Annotated in this window: 23 protein-coding genes; 10 read left to right on the forward strand and 13 right to left on the reverse strand. The window is 70.3% G+C overall.

Annotated features, from left to right (window positions below):
* Window positions 1-228: 228 nt before the first annotated feature.
* A complete protein-coding gene (locus tag ACFW9O_RS12895; protein WP_384608329.1) occupies window positions 229-1,671 on the forward strand; it encodes a S1 family peptidase in 1,443 nt (480 codons plus the stop codon).
* Between the two features lie 198 nt (window positions 1,672-1,869).
* Here the strand turns inward: ACFW9O_RS12895 and ACFW9O_RS12900 are convergent, their stop codons facing one another.
* From ACFW9O_RS12900 to ACFW9O_RS12915, 4 genes are all read right to left on the reverse strand, one after another.
* Window positions 1,870-2,595: a GAF and ANTAR domain-containing protein gene (locus tag ACFW9O_RS12900; RefSeq protein WP_384608332.1), complete on the reverse strand. Its 726-nt coding sequence runs from the start codon at window positions 2,593-2,595 to the stop codon at window positions 1,870-1,872.
* Between the two features lie 192 nt (window positions 2,596-2,787).
* Window positions 2,788-3,555: a GAF and ANTAR domain-containing protein gene (locus ACFW9O_RS12905; protein WP_384608334.1), complete on the reverse strand. Its 768-nt coding sequence runs from the start codon at window positions 3,553-3,555 to the stop codon at window positions 2,788-2,790.
* A gap of 81 nt (window positions 3,556-3,636) precedes the next feature.
* Window positions 3,637-4,152: a hypothetical protein gene (locus ACFW9O_RS12910; RefSeq protein WP_384608337.1), complete on the reverse strand. Its 516-nt coding sequence runs from the start codon at window positions 4,150-4,152 to the stop codon at window positions 3,637-3,639.
* Between the two features lie 205 nt (window positions 4,153-4,357).
* On the reverse strand, window positions 4,358-4,780 hold the full coding sequence (locus tag ACFW9O_RS12915; protein ID WP_384608341.1) for an STAS domain-containing protein: 423 nt from the start codon (window positions 4,778-4,780) through the stop codon (window positions 4,358-4,360).
* A gap of 471 nt (window positions 4,781-5,251) precedes the next feature.
* Here ACFW9O_RS12915 and ACFW9O_RS12920 point away from each other — a divergent pair, with 471 nt between their 5' ends.
* A complete protein-coding gene (locus ACFW9O_RS12920) occupies window positions 5,252-5,599 on the forward strand; it encodes a DUF5133 domain-containing protein (RefSeq protein WP_384608343.1) in 348 nt (115 codons plus the stop codon).
* Between the two features lie 205 nt (window positions 5,600-5,804).
* Here ACFW9O_RS12920 and ACFW9O_RS12925 read toward each other — a convergent pair whose 3' ends face one another.
* Window positions 5,805-6,872, reverse strand: coding sequence for a glycoside hydrolase family 11 protein (locus tag ACFW9O_RS12925; RefSeq protein ID WP_384608346.1), 1,068 nt, complete (start codon window positions 6,870-6,872; stop codon window positions 5,805-5,807).
* 488 nt (window positions 6,873-7,360) lie between these two features.
* On the opposite strand from ACFW9O_RS12925, the gene ACFW9O_RS12930 reads away from it, so the two are divergent.
* A complete protein-coding gene (locus ACFW9O_RS12930; protein WP_384608348.1) occupies window positions 7,361-7,984 on the forward strand; it encodes a hypothetical protein in 624 nt (207 codons plus the stop codon).
* A 60-nt stretch (window positions 7,985-8,044) separates the two neighbouring features.
* On the opposite strand, the gene ACFW9O_RS12935 is transcribed toward ACFW9O_RS12930, so the two are convergent.
* Entirely contained in the window at window positions 8,045-8,716 is a 672-nt protein-coding gene (locus tag ACFW9O_RS12935; protein WP_384608351.1) for a DNA alkylation repair protein, read from the reverse strand.
* Between the two features lie 162 nt (window positions 8,717-8,878).
* On the opposite strand from ACFW9O_RS12935, the gene ACFW9O_RS12940 reads away from it, so the two are divergent.
* The 4 genes from ACFW9O_RS12940 to ACFW9O_RS12955 all read left to right on the forward strand — a co-directional run bounded on the left by ACFW9O_RS12940 (window position 8,879) and on the right by ACFW9O_RS12955 (window position 13,607).
* A complete protein-coding gene (locus ACFW9O_RS12940) occupies window positions 8,879-11,794 on the forward strand; it encodes a CHAT domain-containing protein (protein WP_384608354.1) in 2,916 nt (971 codons plus the stop codon).
* Between the two features lie 13 nt (window positions 11,795-11,807).
* On the forward strand, window positions 11,808-12,227 hold the full coding sequence (locus ACFW9O_RS12945) for a hypothetical protein (RefSeq protein WP_384608356.1): 420 nt from the start codon (window positions 11,808-11,810) through the stop codon (window positions 12,225-12,227).
* Window positions 12,227-13,093 (forward strand): hypothetical protein, encoded by an 867-nt coding sequence (locus tag ACFW9O_RS12950; protein WP_384608359.1) that lies wholly within the window; start codon window positions 12,227-12,229, stop codon window positions 13,091-13,093. The genes ACFW9O_RS12945 and ACFW9O_RS12950 overlap by 1 nt, the downstream gene beginning before the upstream one ends.
* A 154-nt stretch (window positions 13,094-13,247) precedes the next feature.
* A complete protein-coding gene (locus ACFW9O_RS12955; protein WP_351178632.1) occupies window positions 13,248-13,607 on the forward strand; it encodes a VOC family protein in 360 nt (119 codons plus the stop codon).
* Between the two features lie 45 nt (window positions 13,608-13,652).
* Here ACFW9O_RS12955 and ACFW9O_RS12960 read toward each other — a convergent pair whose 3' ends face one another.
* The 5 genes from ACFW9O_RS12960 to ACFW9O_RS12980 all read right to left on the reverse strand — a co-directional run bounded on the left by ACFW9O_RS12960 (window position 13,653) and on the right by ACFW9O_RS12980 (window position 17,419).
* Window positions 13,653-14,714, reverse strand: coding sequence for a phosphotransferase family protein (locus ACFW9O_RS12960; protein WP_384608363.1), 1,062 nt, complete (start codon window positions 14,712-14,714; stop codon window positions 13,653-13,655).
* 86 nt (window positions 14,715-14,800) lie between these two features.
* A complete protein-coding gene (locus ACFW9O_RS12965) occupies window positions 14,801-15,193 on the reverse strand; it encodes a VOC family protein (protein WP_384608366.1) in 393 nt (130 codons plus the stop codon).
* Window positions 15,190-15,492 (reverse strand): metalloregulator ArsR/SmtB family transcription factor, encoded by a 303-nt coding sequence (locus ACFW9O_RS12970; RefSeq protein ID WP_351178641.1) that lies wholly within the window; start codon window positions 15,490-15,492, stop codon window positions 15,190-15,192. The genes ACFW9O_RS12965 and ACFW9O_RS12970 overlap by 4 nt, the downstream gene beginning before the upstream one ends.
* Before the next feature lie 123 nt (window positions 15,493-15,615).
* A complete protein-coding gene (locus tag ACFW9O_RS12975) occupies window positions 15,616-16,425 on the reverse strand; it encodes a hypothetical protein (protein WP_384608369.1) in 810 nt (269 codons plus the stop codon).
* Window positions 16,426-16,558: 133 nt separating this feature from the next.
* Window positions 16,559-17,419, reverse strand: coding sequence for a helix-turn-helix transcriptional regulator (locus ACFW9O_RS12980; RefSeq protein ID WP_384608372.1), 861 nt, complete (start codon window positions 17,417-17,419; stop codon window positions 16,559-16,561).
* 126 nt (window positions 17,420-17,545) lie between these two features.
* On the opposite strand from ACFW9O_RS12980, the gene ACFW9O_RS12985 reads away from it, so the two are divergent.
* A complete protein-coding gene (locus tag ACFW9O_RS12985) occupies window positions 17,546-18,541 on the forward strand; it encodes an aldo/keto reductase (protein WP_384608374.1) in 996 nt (331 codons plus the stop codon).
* Between the two features lie 27 nt (window positions 18,542-18,568).
* Here the strand turns inward: ACFW9O_RS12985 and ACFW9O_RS12990 are convergent, their stop codons facing one another.
* Both ACFW9O_RS12990 and ACFW9O_RS12995 read right to left on the reverse strand, forming a co-directional pair.
* On the reverse strand, window positions 18,569-19,036 hold the full coding sequence (locus ACFW9O_RS12990; RefSeq protein WP_384608377.1) for an SRPBCC family protein: 468 nt from the start codon (window positions 19,034-19,036) through the stop codon (window positions 18,569-18,571).
* A 98-nt stretch (window positions 19,037-19,134) separates the two neighbouring features.
* The gene (locus ACFW9O_RS12995; RefSeq protein ID WP_384608379.1) at window positions 19,135-19,494 is read right to left on the reverse strand and encodes a hypothetical protein; all 360 of its coding nucleotides are present in this window, start codon (window positions 19,492-19,494) and stop codon (window positions 19,135-19,137) included.
* A 461-nt stretch (window positions 19,495-19,955) separates the two neighbouring features.
* Between ACFW9O_RS12995 and ACFW9O_RS13000 the strand changes: the two genes are divergently transcribed.
* Together ACFW9O_RS13000 and ACFW9O_RS13005 are read left to right on the forward strand one after the other, a co-directional pair.
* Entirely contained in the window at window positions 19,956-20,438 is a 483-nt protein-coding gene (locus ACFW9O_RS13000; protein WP_384608381.1) for a DedA family protein, read from the forward strand.
* 126 nt (window positions 20,439-20,564) lie between these two features.
* Complete coding sequence (locus ACFW9O_RS13005; protein ID WP_384608384.1) at window positions 20,565-21,206, forward strand: hypothetical protein; 642 nt, start codon at window positions 20,565-20,567, stop codon at window positions 21,204-21,206.
* The last annotated feature ends 14 nt before the right edge of the window (window positions 21,207-21,220 follow it).

Below are 21,220 nucleotides of genomic sequence, written 5' to 3' on the forward strand. Positions count from 1 at the left end.
CGGACCGGTGGCTTCTTGGGGGCCGCGCACGGAAGAGGCGAGATGACCTCGCCGGACTCCACCGGCCGCCACCCGTAACCCCTTTGACGTGCTTTCAGACACGCTGTCAGCAAAAGAATTTCGCACTCGCGATGAGAACAACACGCGCCTCGTGCGTATCCAAGGGCGGACGCGTCCCCGGGTGCAGCACCAGCAACCGGCTCCGTTCCCCCTACAGGAGGCGACGAGTTGAGTCACAGGCGAATAACCAAGCGGAAGGCCGTTCTGGCGGGAGCCGCAGCGGTCGGCGTTGCCGCGGCCGCCATCCTGCTCCCCCAGGCGTACGCCGGGCAGGACGGCGCCCGGTCCGGCGCGACGGCGCCCCGGACCATGAGCGCGGCTTCCGCCTCGGAGCTCCTCCAGCAGCTCGCAAAGCAGCTCGGCGACTCCTACGGCGGCGCGTACTACGACGCCGGCAAGCAGCAGCTCGTCGTGAACGTCGTGGGCGACGACAACGACATCAACGTGCAGGTCAAGAAGGCCGGCGCGGTGCCGAGAAGCGTCCAGAACAGCGCCGTGGAGCTGACCGCGGCCAAGAGCACGCTGTCCCGGAAGGCCACCGTCCCGGGTACCTCCTGGGCAACGGACCCGAGGACCAACCAGGTCATCGTCACGGCCGACCGCACAGTGGCCGGTGAGCGCTGGGACAGGCTCGAATCGGCGGTGGCGGATCTCGGGCCCGACGTGGCCCGGATCAAGAGGTCCGCAGGCGAGTTCAAGACCTTCGCCGAAGGCGGCGACGCCATCTTCGGCGGCGGCGCACGCTGCTCACTCGGCTTCAACGTGACCACCCAGGACGGCAGTCCGGGCTTCCTGACCGCGGGCCACTGCGGCGTCGCGGCCGAGCAGTGGTCGGAGGAGGCCGGCGGCCAGCCGATCGGCACGGTTCAGGAAGCGGTGTTCCCCGGCGAGGGCGACTTCGCACTCGTGACGTACGACGACCCCGCGACCGAAGCCCCGAGCGAGGTGGACACCGGCGACGGACAGACGGTCGCGATCACCCAGGCGGCCGACGCGGCGGTGGGCCAGGACGTCATCCGGATGGGCAGCACGACCGGCCTGAACGACGGCCAGGTCACCGGCCTCGACGCCACGGTGAACTACCCCGAAGGCACGGTGTCCGGTCTGATCCAGACCAACGTGTGTGCCGAACCGGGCGACAGCGGTGGAGCACTCTTCACTGCGGACGGCACTGCGGTCGGCCTCACGTCGGGCGGCAGCGGTGACTGCACTGCGGGCGGCGAGACCTTCTTCCAGCCGGTCACCACCGCTCTCGAAGCCGTCGGTGCCCAGATCGGCGACGGCAACGGTGCCGGTGACGGTGCGGACAACGGCGGCGCCGGTGACGGCAACGGCGCGGGCGGAGCGGAGGACGACGGCGCGGGTGCGAACGGCGGCGCGGACGACAACGGCGGCGGCGACGCCGGTGCTGACGGCGGCGCCGAAGACGGTGGGGACGTGGGCGCGAACGGCGGCGCCGACGGCGGCGTCGAAGACGGTGGGGACGTGGGCGCGAACGGCGGCGCGGACGACAACGGCGGCGACGACGGTGCTGACGGCGGCGATGGGTTCGGCCGCAACGACAGAGGTGGTGACGCGACCGGCGACGGCGACAGCGCCCACGTGAACTGAGGCAGGGCCCCAGCGGGCGAAACGGGCGGTGGACGAGCCCCGAGAAACGGCGGACGCTCGGGGCTCGTCGGTGTCACGGTCACGCGCACAGCCCCACCCCTCGGCCGACGGCGCCAACGCGGCCGGCGCCTGAGGCAGTGGCGTACTCGACGTCGGCCAAGGATGTGCAGGGACCCTGAATTCAGGACGACGGCCCGGTCAGGACGTCTCCGTCAGGACGGACTGCGGTGTCAGTTGCCGTTTGACGAGTCGATCGGCGACAGCGGTCGGACGCTGGTGGGAGCGAGCGGCGTAGGCGCGGAGCCGGCCGGCGGCTTCGCGAGGAGAGATGTCAGCCGTGGCGGCGATCATGCCTGCCGCGGTGTCGAGGAGTGCCTTTGAGGACAGGGCGGCCTGCGTCCGCGTGACGATGTCGTACGGCCGTGGAAGATCACGGTTCCAGGTGACGACGGCCGTGGCCGTCACGTCGGCGAGCGCCTGCAGAACGACGGACTGCGAGGAGTCCGGAATGACCGGGGCGCGGGCCAGGAGGTGCACCGCCCCGACGGTCTGCCCACCCGCACGCAAGGGCAGGGCGTACGCCGCGGAGCAACCGGCTGCCCGCGCAAGGGAGACGAAGCGAGGCCAGTCCGGCTCATGGCCACCGATGTCCACGGTGTGAACGTGTGCCCCCGTCATGAAGGCTTCCGCTCCAGGCCCTTCGGCGGTCTGGAGCGCCGTCTCGAACTCCCTCCGGTCAGCGCTGACCGCCGCGGAGCGCAGACCCCCCCGGGCATTGGCCAGGAGGACGCCCGCCGCGTCCATGCAGGTGAGGCCGCGGCAGTGTTCAGCCAGACGGTGCAGCAGCGTGAGGGGCTCGACATCGCCGGACAGGGTGTCGGTGAGGTCCACGAACGCGTCGGCCAGTTGCTGTTCCCTGTTCATGACGTTCCACCGTTCTCCTGCTGCGGCCCCTGGCGGGGGGCGGCTTCGGGACCTGCCGTTCGCCTCGGAGCGGACGTGGGAGCGATGCCGGCGAACTCCGCCGCGGGCAGGCGGTGCACCGCTCGCGAACACCGTCGTACCTGTCCGACCGCAGCGATTCGGGGGATCGGCGGGCGCCCGCAAGGACCGACCTTAGTCATGAAATCTGATCCTCTGCTCAATGACGTCCCTGGCCGCCTGCGTCACGGTCTCACCTTGAGCGAAGGCGTGAGCCCTCAGACGTGCTAGCGCCTGCTGAGGGCCCACCCCCAAATGCACCATGATCATTCCGGTGGCCACGTGCACGTCCTCGTGATCGGACTCCGCCGCGTCCAGCCATGAGGCCCCGGTACCGGAGGGGTCGTTACCGTCCGAAAGGGCCAGCAGGGCGGCGGCGATGGCCTCGGCGGCGGGAAAGGCGAAGGCCAGATCCTGTGGGGAGAGGGGCCCGGTCGTCTCCCTGTACAGATCGAGAGTGCCGATGGCGATACCGTCCGCCCCGAGGGGGAGCGAGAACACCGCACGTACTCCGAGTTCCACTGCCTGCTGGGCGAAGACGGGCCATCGACGCGCGTCCGGGCCGGATACGAGATCTGCCGCCAGGACCGGTGCGCCCTGTTCCAGAGCGGCCTGGCACGGACCGTCCCCCAGTGAGTACTGCGCTTCGGCCAGCCTCCCCGCGACCGTATCGCTGGACCACCACAGCGCATGTGCGTCCATGCCGCCGTACAGCGAGACCGACGCACCGGTGACGTCCAGCAGGTCGACACATGCCTGGCAGAGGGCTGCGGGAACACCCTCCGGAGGTGCCTGCCCCACTGCGCCGGCGAAAACGCCGGGCAGGGAACCTGCCTGCCCGGGGGAGTGGTCCTTGCGTCGGCTCGAGGACCTGGAGTCGTCCTCCTGAGGCTCGGGCTTCACACCAATTCACCTCCACCCGGCGATGCCACGTTCCATCTTCCCGTACTTCGGTCGCCCGGAGCACCTGGGGAAGGCGGCGTGTCACTCCCATTGTCCGGGACGGATCGCGCCCTGTGGCCGGACGCCCCCGCCGCAGGGATGCCCCTCCCTGCGTGCCTGTCGTATCCCGGCAGCGCGCCGCGCAAGCGTGCGAAGTCTGATGGTGCGGAGCAGGGCCTCCGCGGAGGTGCCCGGCTCGCCCCGTGTTCCGGTCGGCGAGGCGTGCGACGGACCCGCCCCGGGGGAGCCGGCCCCAGGAGGGGCGGGTGCGCCATCGAGGACGACCACGTCGACGGACCGGGCCTCCGCCCAGTCCCGGACGGCGTGCAGGGTGGTGACAGGACAGGGCTCTCTCATCCCGTCGAGGTCCAGCACCAGGCCGCGCACCTGGGGCGGCAGGGCGTCCAGGGCGTGGTCGAGCCGCTGCAGGCATGCGCGAAGGTGGTCTGCTTCCTCGAAAGCGGTGCACTGTGCCGCGAGGATCCTGCGGGCGCACCCGCAGAGGGTGACGACGGCTACAGGACCCAGCAGCTGGGCCTGAACGCTGTAAGGATTCATGGAGGGCTTCCCTGGGGTGGCAGCCCTGGAAACCACGGCACGGGAGCCCTGATCCGGCGCACGGCAGGTGCCGCGCCCAGTCCGGTCTTGATCCACACGCAGACATCGATGACGGTGGTCGAGACCTCAAGCAACGAACCCAGGCTGTTCCATCGCTTCAACCATTGCACACAATGCGCCGGACTGTCGCAGTGCGGACGAAGCGTCAACGGGTAGGAACACCTGACCCCGTGCTGACGTGTGCGGCGGTATCCCTCTGCCTTTCGGCCCTGAGCCGGATCATGCGTCTGAAGCCCAGGAGCGCCGCACCGTTGCCGGCCGGCGCGGACGGCTCCGGCAGGCAGCCGACCTTCTCCATCAGTGACCGAGGCTGGGCCTGCCAGCCGACCACGATCACCTTGAGCCCGCGGAGCTCCGCCCGGTAGTGGAGATCGAGGAAGAGCAGAAGGCCCGTGGAGTCCAAGAACTCGAGGCCGTGCACGTCCAGGAGGACGACGGTCGTCCCCGTCGGCACACAGTCGAGCACATGCTCGAGCGCCGGCCCGGCGGCCGCGTCCAGATCACCGGCGAAGCCGACCAGAAAGGAACTCCCAGATTGTCGAAATGATGTTCCGAGGCTACTAGTCACATTAATTGTCTATTCTTCACTCGCGCCCATAGGCTGTACTCGTACCAATTCAGCCACACATCATGCCCTTTACCGAGTACGTGCGTGGTCGGGCACGCGCAAACTCGGCAACTTCGGGCCGGTGGGAGCGTCGCAGGGTGTGGCGGTGTCACCAGCGGTTCACGTGGGCAATGATTACAGAGGCCGACGGAGAAGAACGCGCCCACGCTCTGTGCCGCGGGCGCGCATGAATACCTCGTACCGGCTCAACGCCAAGCCCGTTCGAAGGGAATAGCCGCCATGACGTCCACGAGCACGGGAGAACGCTCCTCACAGTGCGTTCCTCCTGCATCCTCACCGGTAGGAACGGAAAGCCCGCTGTCCCTGGGGGAGCCGAAACTCTCCTGGGCGGTAGGAATGATCATGGCGGCATCGCCGTGCGCCAAGAGGGACGCCGAACGAATTCTGCAAACGGCGGCAGAAGCCGCCCACTTGACAGCCCTTGGCATGGCGGACGCGATGGTGGCAGGCACACGCGGTGTACCGGTTCCGGTGCACATCGAGCGCGCACTCCGAAGAGCGATGGAACTGGCTCGCAGGCCTCCAGCCTCGCCCAGCACCGGCGTCAACGGCCTGACGCTGCTTCCGAGCCGCTCCCGGACCGGCCTTGCGCTGACCGAGTTCCGCACCTGCCAGGCCCGGCTGGCCGCCAGCCCCTCGGACGCCGATCTCCGGCAGGCGCTGGACGATGCCGCCTACACCCTGTGCGTGCTCATGGGGAGAAGGACGGTTCACGACGCCGTACTCGGCGCGGAACAGCACCTGAATCCCCACGCGTAGCCGGGGCGAGGGCGAGACACCACGGTGCGGACGGTGGGCGTCGAAGTAGAGGCCTTGACGAGACCGTTGGGATCCTCCGCGCTCGGCACCGTGACGCCCGGGACCGGCGTCGGGTCCGAGCGGCTCACCGCGCCCCAGGACAGGCAACGGCGCGGTGCCCGATGGGGCACCGCGCCGGAGCGAGTGAGTACGTGGGATGCCGAGGTCAGCCCACGCTGCAACTGCCGACCGATGGGGACGGGCTGCTGGGTCCGCTGGCGGTGAAGCCGAACGACGTCGACTGCCCCGCGCCCAGGGTGCGGTTGTGACTGACCGGCGTCACGGTCAGAACGTTCCCGCTCCGGCTGGAGGTTCCGTTCCAGAGGGAGGTGACTGTCTGGCCGCTGGCGAGCGTCACCGGCACCTTCCAGTTGGTGACGCCGCTGCTGCCCGCCTTGATGGTCACCTCACCGTTGAAGCCGTTGCTCCACGAGCTGGTGGTGCGGTAGGTGGCGGTGCAGGCGCCTGTCGCCGGAGGAGGAGTGGTTTCCCCGCCCGGAGGCGGAGTGGTGGGAGTGGTCCCGCCGCCGCCCAGGCTGACGCTGGAGCTGCCGGTGCTCTGGTAGCCCTCCGTGGCCATGATCATGTAGTAGTTGAACGACCCCATCGGCATCCCGGCCGCTTGCCAGGCGTCGAAGTGCACACCGGTGTTGATGGTGCCGCTGCTGCGCTTGCTCTGCCGGATGCTCCAGTACTGCTGGAAGGTCTTGGTGCCCTCCACGGAGGGCTGGTTGGTCCGGGTGGACTCGTAGATGTCGTACGTACCGCCGCCGTCGGTGACCGTGCCGCGCTTCGTGCCGCCGGAACCGGGGTTGTACGGGCCGAAGTTCTCCACGATGTAGTACTCGACCAGCGGGTTGGCGGTCCACCCGTACAGCGCGAGGTAGCCGTTGCTGCCCGGGTTGAACGAGCCGGAGTAGGTGACGGCCCGGCGGCTGCCGTTGCTCCAGCCGAGACCGCCGACCCAGTTGTTGGTGCTGCTCCACTGACTGCTGTACGAGCCGGCCGTGTCCGACAGCGTCATGCTGACGGAGCCCGGGTCGTCGGTCCAGAAGGAGTAGTAGTAGCCGTTGTGCGTACCGGTCGCGTTGCTGGTGAGGACCGTTGCGGCGCGCGCCGTGCCGGGCAGCAGCAGCCCTGCTGTCCCGGCCGCCACCAGCGCCCCGGCACCGCCGAAGACGAGTTTCCTGCGGCTCACCTGACGTGGTTCGGAGTTGTGCGGGGTGTCGCTCATGCGTTGATTCCTCCTCGCGAATAGCGCGGTCTGTGACCGAAAGACACGCCGAGCACACGTCGGCGTTCATCGATGAGGTGACACAGCGGTGACACAGCCCGGCCGTGCGCATCCCATGCACGGCCGGGGAGCGTCACAACAGTCGGGCCTGGCAAGGGAGTTGTCAACGGTTTACGTAACCTTTCCGAAACTCACGCGACACCGTGGATCTCTTATGCGCTGGTCAGTGCTGGTGTTGGAGAGAATTCAATTGAGCGATGCTGTGATGTCGCCGATCCGGTGGCGCCGAAAGTTTCGAAGTCTCGAAACTTTCGAACTCCATTTCGGTGATCAATTGGTGGCGGACGGGACGCGGCCCGGGTAGCGATCCGGACCCGGCGGCACGCCCGACGCCCGAGCACCGTCTGCCGGCGGGTGCCGGAGGCCGTGCAGCGCTCCGTGGAGGCAAGGACGGGGCGCGCGGTCACCCGAGGTGGCAGGCTTGCGGGGTGCTGATCAAGGGATACGACTGCGGCCCGCTGGTTGCGGGGGAGTCACTGCTGAATCGCCCGGGTTTCTGGTCGAACTACCTCATGGCGATGTGTGTCGGCGGGACAGGTGCTGAGAGGCCTGTTCCGGAGTGGTTCGGCGACGAGGGTGCCGATGCCGATGCCCTGTCCGAGATCCTCTTCGACCCCGAACGCTGGCCGGTGTTCCGGCTGCCTGCGGCAGACGGTTCCGGGGTCGTGGTGGTCTGCCGCAACATGGTCGGCGACTACGGCATCGACTATCTCCTCACTCACCCGGGGCGGAGCCACGCACAGCAGATCGCCACCTGGGAAGGAGGGTTCTCGGGGGCCGGGATCAACTGGAACCAGCTGGTCCACATCGCTGACAACCCCGCTCCCGCGGCTGAAGGGGTGCAGGATTCCGCCGCCAGACTCCTGCTCGCCCTTCCCCTCCTCAACGACATGCACTGCCCGGAGTCGGCGCAGGAACGGCTCGGTGCCGCCCTGACCGCGGCAGGCGCCCCCCGAGCCGGCGCCCCGGGCACCGCGGGGCTGCTGCTTGCGCACCTGATGGGCAGGGCCCACCACGACCACACATGGGGCTCGCCGCTCAGCGGAACCTGAGGCTGCCCCCGAGTCGCGGCGCGCGCTCAGCCGGACCGCGCCCCGCCGGTGCGAACCTTCCTAACGAGCCTCCTGCCGACGCACCAGCTCGGTGATCCAGACCGGCGCGAACGGAGAGGTGCAGCCCGGGGAAGTCGGGTAGTCCTTGAGTACTTCGAGGCGCTCGCCGATGTCGATCGCACGGGCGCGGTACCCGGCGTGCTCGATCCCGATCTGAGCCAGGCAGTGGTTCATCGCCCACTGAAGGCGGTCCGGGGCGTCCTTCATCTCCGCCTCGATGACGTCGAGCAGTCCTGGGAGGTCGAGGCCCTCGGGCTTCTTCGCCACGCGTTCGGTGGTCAGCGCCCATCCGGCACTCGCGACCACCGGATCCGGATCGGCGAACCAGGCCACGCGCAGCTCTTCGGCATGGGGGTTCTTCTTCACCACGTAGTTCACGAGCCAGTCGTGCACCTTGGGCGTACGCGCTTCGCGCACCATGGCGTCCAAGCCGTCGCGCTCGAACGCCTTCGGGCGGCAGATCAGAATCGCCAGCAGTCGCGCCGCGGTGTCACCCGTCTCCCAGAGCCCGCGCGCGAGATCCTGCTGCGTCTTCAGCCGCTTCGCGAGGGCGCGCAGCTTGCCGAGGTTCACACCGTGGTCGTCACCGTGCTTCTCGTTCACCGCGCGTGCTTTCGGGTCCTCGAGCTCGGCCAGCTCGGCCAGCACCTCGGCCACCGTCGTTCCGGCCACCTGAGCCTCCTGTCCGTCACGTGCGAGGTTTCAGCCTACGACGGACCTCGGCCTCCTTCCGTACGCGCAGGTCCGACGACACCCGAGGCAAACGATCACGTGGAGGCCGCAGGGCGTGAACTTCGGTACGCAGGGTGCGTCACCCGTCGTATCCTCTGTGCGATGGCATGGGGGAAGCGGCGGATCGCCGTGTGGGTTCTGGCGGCGGTCGCCGCCACGGTCGGCGCACGCTGGGGACACCAGGTGGCGCAGCACCGGCTCTTCCGGTTCGGCCCGCACGACCAGCCGGTCTACGACGCCGCACACCACGCCGTCTACGACCCAGGTCTGGCCGCCTGGCGCGATCTCACCACGTACGAGCTGCACCGGTACACGCCCGACTCACCGCTGATGCCTTACGGGCTGCCCCTGTTGGGGGCGGGTTGCTTCGCGTTCTTCGTCTTCGCGGTGAGCTGGACCGTCACGCACCGGCGACTGGTGGGGCACGCCTATCTCGCCTTCGTCCGACAACCGGTGGCGATGCCGCTCAAGTTCCTTGCTGTGCTGGGCATGCTGGTGTTGTCGATCACGGTGCCCTTCCTGCCCGAGGGCGAGGACTTCGAGGACCTCCTGTCGGACCGGACGACCGCGAACTTCCTCGGCGTCACCTTCGGCGGCCAGGTACTGGTCCCGACCGTGCTGGCGTTCGTCCCGTGGTGGGCGGACCGGATGCTCGGGCTGGTGATCATCGCGATCCGCGCCACGGCGGCCCGACCCGACCGCCACGCGGCCGGTCCCGGGAGGCAGGATGCCCTGCGCAGGGTGGTCCAGCACGCCGAACACTTCCAACTGTCCGGCACCCGCGACTTCGCCTCCGTGGCCTGGTTCATGCGGACGGAGGCGCTGATCAACCTCCTGGCGGAGCGGGGGAACGACACAGCGGCCCTGGACGACCTGCTGAGAGACGGCCCCACCGCATTCGGCGCTCCACCACGGCACTTGATCGACCGGCTCATCCTCACACTGGGATGGCCGGCGCTCGAGACGAACGTGGCACGGGCATTCGTCCTCCGCTACGAGTGGACCGGGGCGGTGGTCAACCTGGACCGTGCGATCGCCGTTCTCGACCGCCTCGCCGCGAAGCCCCGCCCCTGGTTCTGGTTCACCTTCGCCCGGTGGTCCTTCGTCTGCCTGAATCTGACGTGGGCGCTCAGGCACCGCTACGAACTACGCGGGGATCCCGCCGACCTGGACCGGGCGCTCGCCCTCGTACGGCGCGTGGGCCGCCGGTACCCGAACCGGGTGCACGGCCACGTCAGCGAGCTGGAGCTGCTCCGCTACCGCGCCACGGCGGACCCGGCAGCGCTGGCCGCCGCCATCCGGGCGGGCCGGCGCGCCGCACCCGACCCCGACACGGTCCGGGCGCTCCTCGAACGCTTCGCCCGCGACGGCGACCGACAGGACCTGGCCGAGGCCCTGGAACTGTCCGCGCGCCTCGTGGACGAGAAGGGCCCCGGACACCCGTGGCATGCCGCGTGCCTGATGGTCCACGCCGGCGCGCTCTCCGCCTCCGGCAGGAGCGACGCAGCCGCGCCCTGCCTGCGAGAGGCGGCCGACAGTGCCTCCTCGCCACTGCAGGCGCGGCTGTCCGCCGCCATGAGCCTCGGCGAGCTCGGCGCAGGAGGCCCCCTGGCCGTCGAGGGCTACGCGGCAGCGGTCGAGCTCCTGCCCCAGCTGGCGTGGATCGGGTTGCGCCGCGATGACCAGCGATGGCTGCTCAGGCGTTGGCAGGGGGTGTCGACGGCCGCCGCCGCAGCCGCGATCGCCGTCGGCCGCGTGGAGTACGCGGTCGAGATCCTGGAACACGGTCGGGCCGTCATGTGGGGCCAACTCGCCCGTCTGCGCGACGGAGTCGAGGCCGTCCGTACCGACGACCCCGCTCTGGCGCGACGCCTCGACGAGATCCGTGCCGAACTCGACGTGCCCGACGAGACCGGCTGGCAGCTGGACGAAGGCGGTGCCGACGTGGAGCGACGCATCCACCTCGGCAGGGAGTGGAACGAACTGTCCGCCCGCCTGGGAGCGGCCGGGCGGCGCGACTACCACGAGCTGTCCGAAGCAGCCGCCGACGGGCCCGTCGTCGTGGTCAACGCGAGCCCGCTGCGATGCGACGCGATAGTCCTGGTCCCGGACGGCGCACCCGTTCTCGTGCCACTCGAAGGACTCGATCACGGCGAACTGGTCGCATGGGCCGAGCAGTCCACCGACCCCGACGGGCGCCACCAGGCGTTACTCAATGTCATCTCCGCACGCCTCTGGAACGACCTGGCGGTTCCCGTGCTACGCGCCGTCACCCCCCACCTGCGGGACGGGCGGCGGATCTGGTGGTGCCCGACCGGACCGCTGGCCGCCCTGCCCCTCCACGCAGCGGGCCACCACACCCGGCCCGGCGGCCCCGCCCTGCTCGACGAGGTCGTCTCCTCCTACACCCCCACGATCAGCGCACTGCTCAGGTCGTCCGAGCGAGTCGTGTCGCCCCGCCGGAGACTCGTCGTCGCCGCGACCCGGACCCCCGACAAGCCCGACCTGCCGGCCGTGGAACAGGAGGCCGAGGAGTTCCTGCAGCGCTTCCCCGACGCGGTGCCGCTCAGCCCCGCACGTGTCGCCGACGTCCTCGCGCAGCTGGGCGGCGCCCACTGGGTGCACTTCGCCTGCCACGCGGACGCCTCCGGGCTGGCCGTGTCCGACGGCGTCGTCTCGCTGGAGGAGCTGGCCGATCTCCGTCTGGACGACGCCGAGTTCTGCTACCTGTCCGCCTGCAGCACCGCCGCCCCGGACCCGCGGGCCTACGACGAGGCCGTCCACCTGGCCGCCCTGCTCCACCTCCAGTCCTTCGTCCACGTCGTGGGCACGCTGTGGGAGGTCGACAGTGACAAGGCCCTCCACGCGGCACGGGAGGTGTACCGGACACTGACCGAGCACGGCGCAGCCGACAGCGCACGTGCCGCCCAGGCCGTCCACAACGCCGCGCAGTCCCTGCGTCGCGCCGCCCCCCGCGACGTCGACGTCTGGTCTTCCCTGCTGCACATCGGACCGTAGAGGAGTGATTCGTATGTCCATCCGCGTGCGCTTGCCCTGGCAGCGGCGCCCCCGTCGGAATGCCCCCGACGCGGAGGCCCGCCGCCCCGCCGCCGTCACCGAGGAACAGACGGCCCTGGGGTGGCTGTGCGCCAACCTTCCCGACCTCAGACAGAAGGCTGACCGGTTCGGATGGCGGACCGACCTCGACAGGGAACTCGCCGAAGTCCGTGCGGGCAAGGCCGCGACCGAGGCACTGAGTGAACTCCGGCTCCGACGCGAGGGATCCCGCGCCTCCGGACTCCCGGCCGGTGAGACCTGGCAGGAGCGGCCCCTCATCGAACAATTCCGGTGCCCGCACGGCCGCTGCCCCGCACGGGGACGCAACGCCGACGCCACCGAACCCCGCTGCCATCTCGACGGGACCCCGATGCTCGCCGAGGACGGTGGCTGATGGACGGTATCCTCTCCGACCTCGGCAAACGCATAGCCGACCGCTGGTTCGCCTTCCTGATCCTGCCCGGCGTGCCCTTCGCGGCGACCGTGGTCGTCGCCTGGGCGATGGCACCTTCCGGAGCCGCCCACGCGCTCGACCTCGACATCCTGGTCCGGCGCCTGGACGCGCTCGTCGGCACGGCCCGGAGTACCAAGGGCGCCGTCGTCGGCTGCCTGCTCGTCGCCGGAGTCGCCGTGACTGCCGTGCTCGTCAGGGAGATGAGCGTGGTCGTGAACCGGCTCTGGACAGGCAGGTCCGCCCTCCTGTGCCGCCTCATGGGCCCCGGCATCCGGCGCCGCCGCCGGCTCGCCCTGGACGCCGCCAGGCGCGGCGGCTACGCCCAGCCGGAACGCTACCTGCCCCACCGCGCCACCTGGATCGGGGACCGCTTCGCCCTCGTGGACGAGCGGGTGGCCGTCCAGTACGGCGTATCCCTCGCCAGGGTGTGGCCCCGGCTCTGGCAACTCCACAGCGACCGAACCCCCAAGGTCGTCTCCGCCGCGTGGGACGACTACGCCGCCGCGACCGTCCGCGTCGCCTGGGCCCTGCCCTACCTGGCCGTGTCCGTCCTCTGGTGGCCGGCTGCCCCTCTCGCCCTCGCCCTGGTGCTCCTCGGCTGGTCCCAGGGGCGCCGCGGCGCCGACGACTTCTGCGTCAGCTGCGAAGCCGCCATCGATGTCCAACTCCGGCGCCTGGCACACATCGTGGGCGTACCGCTGCCCCATCGGCGCGTGACCACCGCCGAAGGCCGGCAGATCGACGGCATCCTCGCCAAGGGTGCCTACCTGCCCCGAACCGAGGCGGGTGCCCCGCCGGCACCCTGACCCTGCCCGGCCCCTCACCCCGCCCGCCCGGCGGGTCGACGGAGGGGCGCTCCCGCGCGTTGCCGGCACGAGGGCCGGGGCGCGGTGGCAGGCTGCAGGGAACGAGCACCTGTTGTGCGCCACGGGACAAGCCTGCCGCTTTCGAGGAGCAATGATGGAAGCCACCCGCATCACAGTGAATCTCCGTGTGCCGGACATCGCGGCCGCCCGTGACTTCTACACCGGCTATCTCGGCCTGAGCGTCGAGGACTTCGATCTGGGCTGGGTCGCCCGCTACCGGTCGCCCCACGGAGGCGCGGAGCTCCAGCTCCTCACCCGCGACGCCACCGCACCCCAGGACCCGGTCGCCTCGGTCAGGGTCGGTGCGGGCGTCGACGACGCGTACGCCGAGGCGCGACGGCGCGGGTACGAGATCGTGCACCCGCTCACCGACGAACCGTGGGGCCTGCGCCGGTTCTTCGTCCGCGCACCGGACGGCAACATCCTGAACATCGCCGGCCACCCGGACGCCTGAACGGTGACGAACCACCCGCGTCGGTGGTGGTCACCGAGGCCGTCATCATCGGGGGCGGGTGTTGTACGCGGGCAGAGGGCGCAGCGTGGACCAGCGTTCCAGCAGGCGCGCGGCCAGTGCCGCGCCGAGGCGGCCGAGTGCGTGCAGACGGTCGTGGTCGCGGGTCATGTCCGCGACCACACCGAGCCGGTGGACGAGGCGCTCCCGGGCGGAGACGTAGCCCCACTCGAAATCCTCCGCCGGTACCCGCGCGAGGTGGTCGACCGACTTGCGGTGGGCGCGTTCGACGAGTGCGTCGCCACGGATCAGCCAGCCGGCGCAGGCGTCCGCGAGGTCGCCGGGGACGTCGGTGCCGGTGAGGCTCCGCCAGGTGGCACGGTAGACGCCCTCGGCTTCCGCGAGCGGCGCACCGGTGACCGACATCGCACACCAGCAGGTCGGGAACCCGATACGGAGGTAGGCGAGTTCGACCAGACCGTTGCCCAGCGACGCGTGCTCGAAGTCGACGAAGCGGACGCCGGTGGCGGTGCGCAGGTCGTTGCCGGGGCAGGGGTCGCCGTGCAGCAGCGCATGGTGGGGTGCGGGCCGGAGCCGGTCGATCAGGCCGGCCAGTTCGTTCGGCACCGCGTGTGGGACGGGGACGTCGAGGGCCTTGGCGAGGGCGAGGAAGGAGTCGGCGTCCGCGGCAGTCGGCCCGGACCACGCGGGGAGCGTGCCCGTATCGGCCGGTCCGGTGAGCGCGTGCAGCCGGGCCAGGGACTCGGCGTAGCCCGGCATCCAGTTGTCGGCCGCGCCGAGGTCGTCCAGGTGTTCCAGAACCATCACACGGGAACCGGGATCCGTTGCGAGCAGTGCGGGCGCGACGCCCGGGCGGGTGGCCCGTGCGGCGAGCCGCAGCGCGGCGACCTCCCGCGCATAACGCGCGTCCCCGTCCGGCACGGTGCCGCCCCCGCCCGCATCGGTGATCTGTTTGACGACCACCCGGCCACCGTCGCGCAGCCCGACCCGCCAGACCCGGGAGCGCGGGCTGCTGTCCAGGAGTACGGCCGTCGTGGGGGAGCCCAACGCGGAGCGCAGTTCGTCGCTGATCGGTACCCGGGTCCGCATGCCGAACAGCGTAAAGCGCTCCGCCGTGCGGTGTACGGACATCCGGTGAGCGCCCCACCGCCTGTCCGGCCCGGCCGATGGACCGTCTACTTCGGCTGCGTCGCGATCTGGATCAGGTTGCCGCAGGTGTCGTCGAAGACGGCGGTGGTGACAGGGCCCATGTTCAGGGGCTCCTGGATGAAGCGGACGCCGAGGCCGCGCAGGCGCTCGTACTCCGCGTCGACGTCGTCGACGGCGAACTGGGCGAGCGGGATACCGTCCTCGACGAGCGCGTCGCGGTAGGTCCTGGCGGCCGGGTGACCGGCGGGCTCCAGGAGGAGTTCGGTACCGCCGGGCTCGTCGGGCGAGACGACGGTCAGCCACCGGTCCTTCTCGCCCAACGGGACGTCGTGCTTCGTCACGAAGCCGAGGATCTCGGTGTAGAAGTGCAGGGCCTTGGCCTGGTCGTCGACGAAGACGCTGGTCAGATGGATCTTCATGGGGTGCTCTTCTCCGGTCCGGATGTGTCGGGCACGAGCCACCGCTCGGCGATCTGCCGCAGAGGGGCTGTGTTCAGGTCGTGGAACTTGTAGCGGCCCTCCCGCCTGGTCTCGACGAGCCCGGCGGCCTCCAGCACGGCGAGGTGCTGGGAGACCCCCTGGCGCGAGATGCCGAGCTGGTGCTTCATGCTCAGCCGCGAGCAGATCTCGAACAGTGTCTGCCCGGACTTCTCGGTGAGCTCGTCGAGGATCGTGCGGCGGGTGGGGTCGGCCAGGGCTTTGAAGACGTCGTCGGCCACGCCTCCAGGATAGGCAACTATTTACTTGCCTATCAAGTCGAGGTTCACCCCGCGTGGCGTTCACGATCCGAGCTCCCGGAGGGCGACACCGCCTCCCGGCGGGCAGGCCCCATTTTCCGCAGGTCAGGCCCCACCCTCGCCGGTGACCGACACAGCGGCCGCATCCAGTCCCGGTGCGGCCCTCCGTGCGAGCTCCAGGGCATCGTCCCGATCCGCCGTGTCCGCCAAGGTGATGCTCACCCGGGAGGTCTGCAGACTCGCGCCGACGACCGGGTGCTCAGCGACCACGGCCTCGTACGCGGCGATCGCCTCCGTCGGGAGGCCCCCGTGGACGTCTGACTGGACGAGGAGGCCGGGCCGTACGTCGCGCCCGGTGCGGACCTCGACCGATGTCACGTCCGACAGCGGTCGGTGCCGGCCGCCGCTGCTGGCCATGTCGTCGAAGACCGCCAGGGCACCGGCGGAGTCGACGACGGTGACCTCGGACAGCCAGCGGTGGCCCTTCTTCGAGGACGAACCACTGATATCGCCGTGCACCACCCGTTCGTCCGCCGCGAGTGACCGCCACAGTGCCACGACCTCGTCGGCACGCCGCTTGTCCGCTTCGACGGTGAAGGTGATGCCGTCCGCAGTGATCCGGCCGGTGATCGAGTCGTTGCGTGCGACGTACTCGCGCAGCTCGTTCGCCCGCTCGGCCACACGGTCGGGCGAGGTGCCGTCCTTGAGGACGAGCTCACCGACCGCCTTTCCCATGAAGGGCAGGGTGTTGTCCCCGAGGGTGCTGACCTTCTCGACGTCCGATGTGCCGACCCAGTCCTCTTCGAAATCGGCAGCGAGCGCCGTTCCCTCGTCGATGGCGCAGCCGGTCAGCAGCGGAAGCGCCAGAACGAACGCGATGATCGGTATCGGCCACCGTGAGGCGTTGCTTCTCACTGCCGTCTCCTTGGATGCGGGTGAGCAGGCCGGAGCGCATCAGGCCCGGGCTCCGCCTGCGGTGGTCAGAACAGCCGTAGCCTACGGCGCTGTTTGCTGACGGAAAGGAGGTTTGCCTTCTCCGGTGGCCGCTTCACTGTTCGGGCGAGTCCGCCGCTCCCACGGGGAACTCCTCGATGCCGAGCACCCGCAGCAGCTCCAGCCGCTCACGGGCCTCGTCGTCCGCCGGGGTGAGCACCAGCAGCTGCTGGCCCTGGTCGGGCGTCACCAGGGTCTCGCAGTCCATCAGCAGACGGCCCACACGCGGATGCAGGACGGTCTTGCGGTCGGCCCGTCGGACAGCCACCTCGTGTTCGGCCCAGAGGCGACGGAAGTCGGCGCTCGCGGCCTGCAACCGCTCGACGAGTCCGGCGACCGTGGGGTCGCCTGCCCGGCGGCCGGCGACCGCGCGCAGGTCGGCCACGACCTGGCGGGAGCGGTACTCATGCTCCTCGGGAGAGTTGACGGCACGGGCAGCGGGATCGGTGAACCAGCGGTACACGAGGTAGCGCCGGTCCCCGGAGAAGCCGCTCTGGTCGCCCGTGAGCAGGATGGCAGCCCGGTTCTGCGCGAGGACCTCACCCAGGTCGGACAGCACCATGGCCGGGGTGTCGCCGAGCAGGTCGAGCATGCGGATCAGCCCGGCTCGGGCGAGGCGGGCCACCCCTTCCGCGGGCAACGGCTGGTGGCCGGCCAGGTGGAACAGATGGTCCCGCTCGTCGTCGGAGAGACGCAGGGCCCGGGCCAGCGAGCCGAGCAGCTGGGTCGAGGGCTGACTGCTGCGGCCCTGCTCGAGGCGTACGACGTAGTCCACCGACATACCGGCGAGCATGGCCACCTCTTCCCGGCGCAGCCCGGCGGTGCGGCGCCGGGGACCGTCGGAGATGCCGACCTCGGCCGGGCGGATCGCCTCGCGTCGGTGGCGCAGGAAGTCGGCGAGCTCGTCGCGTTGCATGAGCTCATCGTCCCTCGTGGTGGCCATTCGATCCAGGGAGCGGCTCTCCCATGATGAACGCTCCGCTCCCGTACGTCGCCGCGCGGCCGCAAGGTGGGAAACAGACCGACGACGAAGGAGAACGCGATGCAGACACGAACCCTGGGCAGTACCGGACCGGCCGTCTCCGCGCTGGGCCTGGGGGCGATGAGCATGTCGGGTGTGTACGGCGCGGCCGACCGGGCGGAGAGCATCGCCACGGTGCACGCCGCGCTGGAGACCGGGGTCACGCTGATCGACACGGGCGACTTCTACGCCATGGGCCACAACGAGATGTTGCTCGCCGAGGCGCTGCGCGGCCGGGCCCGGGACAGCTACCGGCTGAGCGTCAAGTTCGGCATGCTGCGGGGGCCGGGCCCGGAGTTCAACGGCACGGACGGCCGTCCCGAGGCGGTGAAGAACTTCCTGGCCTATTCACTGACCCGGCTGGGCACCGACCACATCGACATCTACCGCCCGGCACGGCTGGACCCGGCCGTACCGATCGAGGAGACGGTGGGCGCGATCAAGGAGATGATCGACGCCGGCTACGTGCGGCACATCGGCCTCTCGGAGGTCGATGCGGCGACCGTCCGCCGGGCGCACGCCGTACACCCGGTCGCCGACCTGCAGATCGAGTACTCGCTGATCTCCCGGGCGGTGGAGGCGGACATTCTCCCCACGCTGCGGGAGCTCGGCATCGGCCTGACGGCGTACGGCGTACTCAGCCGCGGTCTCATCTCCGGGCACTGGTCCGCCGGCCGCACCGCCGGCCCCGGTGACAGCCGCAGCTTCAGCCCGCGGTTCTCGAGCGGGAACGTGGAACACAACCTCGCCCTCGTGGAGGCCCTGCGCCGGGTGGCCGAGGCGAAGGGGTGCACCGTCGCCCAGCTGGCCATCGCCTGGGTGGCCGCACAGGGCGAGGCCATCGTGCCGCTGGTCGGCGCCCGTACCCGCGAGCGACTGGCCGAGGCGCTGCCCGCGATCGATCTGAACCTCACCGAGGACGACCTCGCCGAGATCGAGAAGGCGGTGCCGCCGGGCGCGGCGCGCGGTGACCGGTACCCGTCCGCCTTCATGTCCGGCCTCGGCGTGGGCAACTGAGCGCACTCCCGGCGCGGGCGACGTGAGTCAGCCGGCCGTTTCGACGTACGACGCCAGGTTGGCCAGCGAGGAGGCGATCCCGGCCTCGTGGTCCGTCGGGTCGATGCCGGGCGGTACGTCCGTGGCGGTGACGGTCACCTCGGTCCCGTCACCGGCGGCGGCGAGGTGCCAGGTCATCGTCATGGTGCCCGCGTACGACGGGTCGTCGGCCTCGAACACAGCCCGCGTCACCACACGCTCCGGGGGCACCAGGTCGGCGAACCCGACGTCGACGACATCCGTCGCATCCGAGGTCTTGCCCGGGCTGTCGGTGGCGTCGAGGTAGGTGAGGATCATCCGGAATCCGCCGCCCGGCCGAGGATCCCACCGCTCGACCCGCCCGCGCATGCCGTCCGGCGGCAGCCAGGCCTCGAGCGACTCACGGTCGACGAGGGCGCCGTAGACAGCCGCCGGTGGTGCCGCGATCATCCGGCCGGCGCGGTCGGTCCTGCTCATGGCCCGATCCTAGGACCGGTGGACGGCCGTGCCGCCGAAACCGGCGGGTCGATCGAGAATGGAGCCGGCGTGCCGTGGCGCAGCTCCCCTGAACACCGTCACCAGACGATGACCCCGCCGCCCTCGGCCTTGGCCCGCACCGCGGCGGCAACGATGTTGTCGAACCGTGCGGTGATGTAGTCGGCGTCGTAGCCACTCCGTTCAGCAAGATGATCAACGTGTGCGCGCACCACTTCGCACTCGGCAAGGAAGTCGTCGACCTCCACCGGCTCCACGTAGAGGTCACCTCCGTCCAACCGGGGGAAGAACCGTGCCCCCAGAGCCCGGATCGCCTCGGATCCCCAAAGACGTCCGCGGGTGCTCTCGAATCCGGCCATGGTGTCGGCGTACTCGGGATCTTCCAGGAATTCGCGTGTGCCGTCGGCGTCGTAGACGTAGGTGTGCACCAGGAGAGTCATGCGCCGATTTCGGGAGCGCGGCCTCCCGCAGTCGAACGCATTTACCTCTGCCGAGCTCCGCCGCCCCGGGCGCGTCCACTGATCAAGATCACAGTGGCATCGCACCCCGGCGAAGGGTGGCCGACCAGGGGGCCGGGCAATCCATTTCGATGCAGGACACCCGGTGCCTCCCCAACCGGCCGGCTGTTCTGCCCGACGCCTTTCGGTCGCCGGGCAGCCAGGTGCCCTGTATCCGCCGTATGGGCGTTCGGTTAGGCTGGCCTTGCCTGGTGCGTGGACCTTCGCGGCGGGTTCGGGTTCCGGCGCCGCGGGAGGGACCCCGGAAAGCGGAACGGGTAGAGGCAGGGCGCAGGTGAGAGACGGTGACCGGGCTCGTGCGGGTTGTACTCCCGGTAGGGCGGGAACGTCCGTGCGCGTGACGGGGGACGCGGGATCCTGCCCGGCGTTCCGGACGAGGCGTCGTGGATAAGATCGCGCAGACGGCCGGAGCCCTGTACGTCATCGTCCTGCTCCGCGCCGGAGGGACGTTCGCCGTCGGGTGGCTCGCCGGCGCGGGTGCCAGGCGCAGCAGGTTCGCCGGGCGGATGTCCTCGGCCAGGTTCCGGCGCGCGGAGCGGGCGATCCAGCGGTGGGGCGCGCCGGTGGTGGCCGTCTCCTTCCTGACCGTCGGTTTCCAGACAGCCGCCAACTTCCTGGCGGGCAACATGCGCATGCCGTTGCCGCGCTACCTCCCCGCCCTGTTCGTGGGCGGGGCGGCCTGGGCGCTGATCTACGCGACCGCGGGGCTGGGCGTGCTCGAAGTGCTGGGAAGGCTCTTCGCCGAGCGGACGGTCCTCGGGGTGTCCGGCGTGGCCGTCCTCGCCCTCGCGGTGGGTGGAGTGGTGGCGTACCGCAGCAGGAGGGCGGTCCCGTCCTCCGTCGACACCGTGGCCGACGAATCGTGAACCTGCGGGGCTTCTGAGGTCCGGGAACCGCCACGCTCCTTCCTGGCGTCGTCAGGCGCGCGTCACCATGCGTGTGCCACGCCGAAATGCCTTGCGTGCCACGCCGGATACCCAAGGAGCAGCAGCATGAGCGTTCACGGCAGCACGCGACCCCGGAGCAGCGGACGAAGCAGCACCGGTGCGTCCTCGCGGCGCGGTCCTCGTACGGGCGTCAGGGCGGTCCTGCTCCTTGCGCTCGTCCTGGGGGCCACCACCGCCTGCAGTGAATCCTCCGGCGGCGGCGACCAGAAGGCCCGGGAGTGGAAGGTCGGAGACTGCGCCGGACCTGCCGGCGGCGGGGCGAAGGACAGTTTTCAGAGCCTCGACTGCGACGACCCCAAGGCGACGATCAAGGCCCTTGCCGTCACGGACGGTTCCTTCTTCGCCGGGGCCGTCGAATGCCCGGCCGGCACGGACGAGATCATCTCGGTGAAGGTCGCCATCGGCTCCGGCGACGCCAGCAACGGCCTTCCCAGCAAGACGATCTGCGGACGCAACCTCTCCGGCGACCACCCCGGTGATGCCGGAGCGGGTGGTGGCCAGCTGGTGGTGGGCGACTGCGTGGACGATACGGCCAAGGAAGTGGCCTGCGGTGCCGGGGGAAGCGGCGCGAGCAAGGTGGTGGCCCTGACGAAGACCGCCGAGGAATGCCCTGCGGGAGCCGACCCCATGGACCTGTTCCCGAGCCCGGGCAGGCCGTACGACACGATCTGCACCAGCAAGGCCTGACCTGCTGCGGCAGG

Source organism: Streptomyces sp. NPDC059499 (assembly GCF_042749285.1).
Classification (GTDB): Bacteria; Actinomycetota; Actinomycetes; order Streptomycetales; family Streptomycetaceae; genus Streptomyces.

Bases quoted from the DNA above. Each gene is read 5' to 3' on its own strand.
- ACFW9O_RS12990 (WP_384608377.1), bottom strand. From the start codon at position 19,036: ATGAGCAGGACCGACCGCGCCGGCCGGATGATCGCGGCACCACCGGCG.
- ACFW9O_RS12995 (WP_384608379.1), bottom strand. From the start codon at position 19,494: ATGACTCTCCTGGTGCACACCTACGTCTACGACGCCGACGGCACACGC.
- ACFW9O_RS12900 (WP_384608332.1), bottom strand. From the start codon at position 2,595: ATGAACAGGGAACAGCAACTGGCCGACGCGTTCGTGGACCTCACCGAC.
- ACFW9O_RS12950 (WP_384608359.1), top strand. From the start codon at position 12,227: ATGGACGGTATCCTCTCCGACCTCGGCAAACGCATAGCCGACCGCTGG.
- ACFW9O_RS12965 (WP_384608366.1), bottom strand. From the start codon at position 15,193: ATGAAGATCCATCTGACCAGCGTCTTCGTCGACGACCAGGCCAAGGCC.
- ACFW9O_RS12955 (WP_351178632.1), top strand. From the start codon at position 13,248: ATGGAAGCCACCCGCATCACAGTGAATCTCCGTGTGCCGGACATCGCG.
- ACFW9O_RS12985 (WP_384608374.1), top strand. From the start codon at position 17,546: ATGCAGACACGAACCCTGGGCAGTACCGGACCGGCCGTCTCCGCGCTG.
- ACFW9O_RS13005 (WP_384608384.1), top strand. From the start codon at position 20,565: ATGAGCGTTCACGGCAGCACGCGACCCCGGAGCAGCGGACGAAGCAGC.
- ACFW9O_RS12945 (WP_384608356.1), top strand. From the start codon at position 11,808: ATGTCCATCCGCGTGCGCTTGCCCTGGCAGCGGCGCCCCCGTCGGAAT.
- ACFW9O_RS12925 (WP_384608346.1), bottom strand. From the start codon at position 6,872: ATGAGCGACACCCCGCACAACTCCGAACCACGTCAGGTGAGCCGCAGG.
- ACFW9O_RS12940 (WP_384608354.1), top strand. From the start codon at position 8,879: ATGGCATGGGGGAAGCGGCGGATCGCCGTGTGGGTTCTGGCGGCGGTC.
- ACFW9O_RS12980 (WP_384608372.1), bottom strand. From the start codon at position 17,419: ATGCAACGCGACGAGCTCGCCGACTTCCTGCGCCACCGACGCGAGGCG.
- ACFW9O_RS12910 (WP_384608337.1), bottom strand. From the start codon at position 4,152: ATGAATCCTTACAGCGTTCAGGCCCAGCTGCTGGGTCCTGTAGCCGTC.
- ACFW9O_RS12960 (WP_384608363.1), bottom strand. From the start codon at position 14,714: ATGCGGACCCGGGTACCGATCAGCGACGAACTGCGCTCCGCGTTGGGC.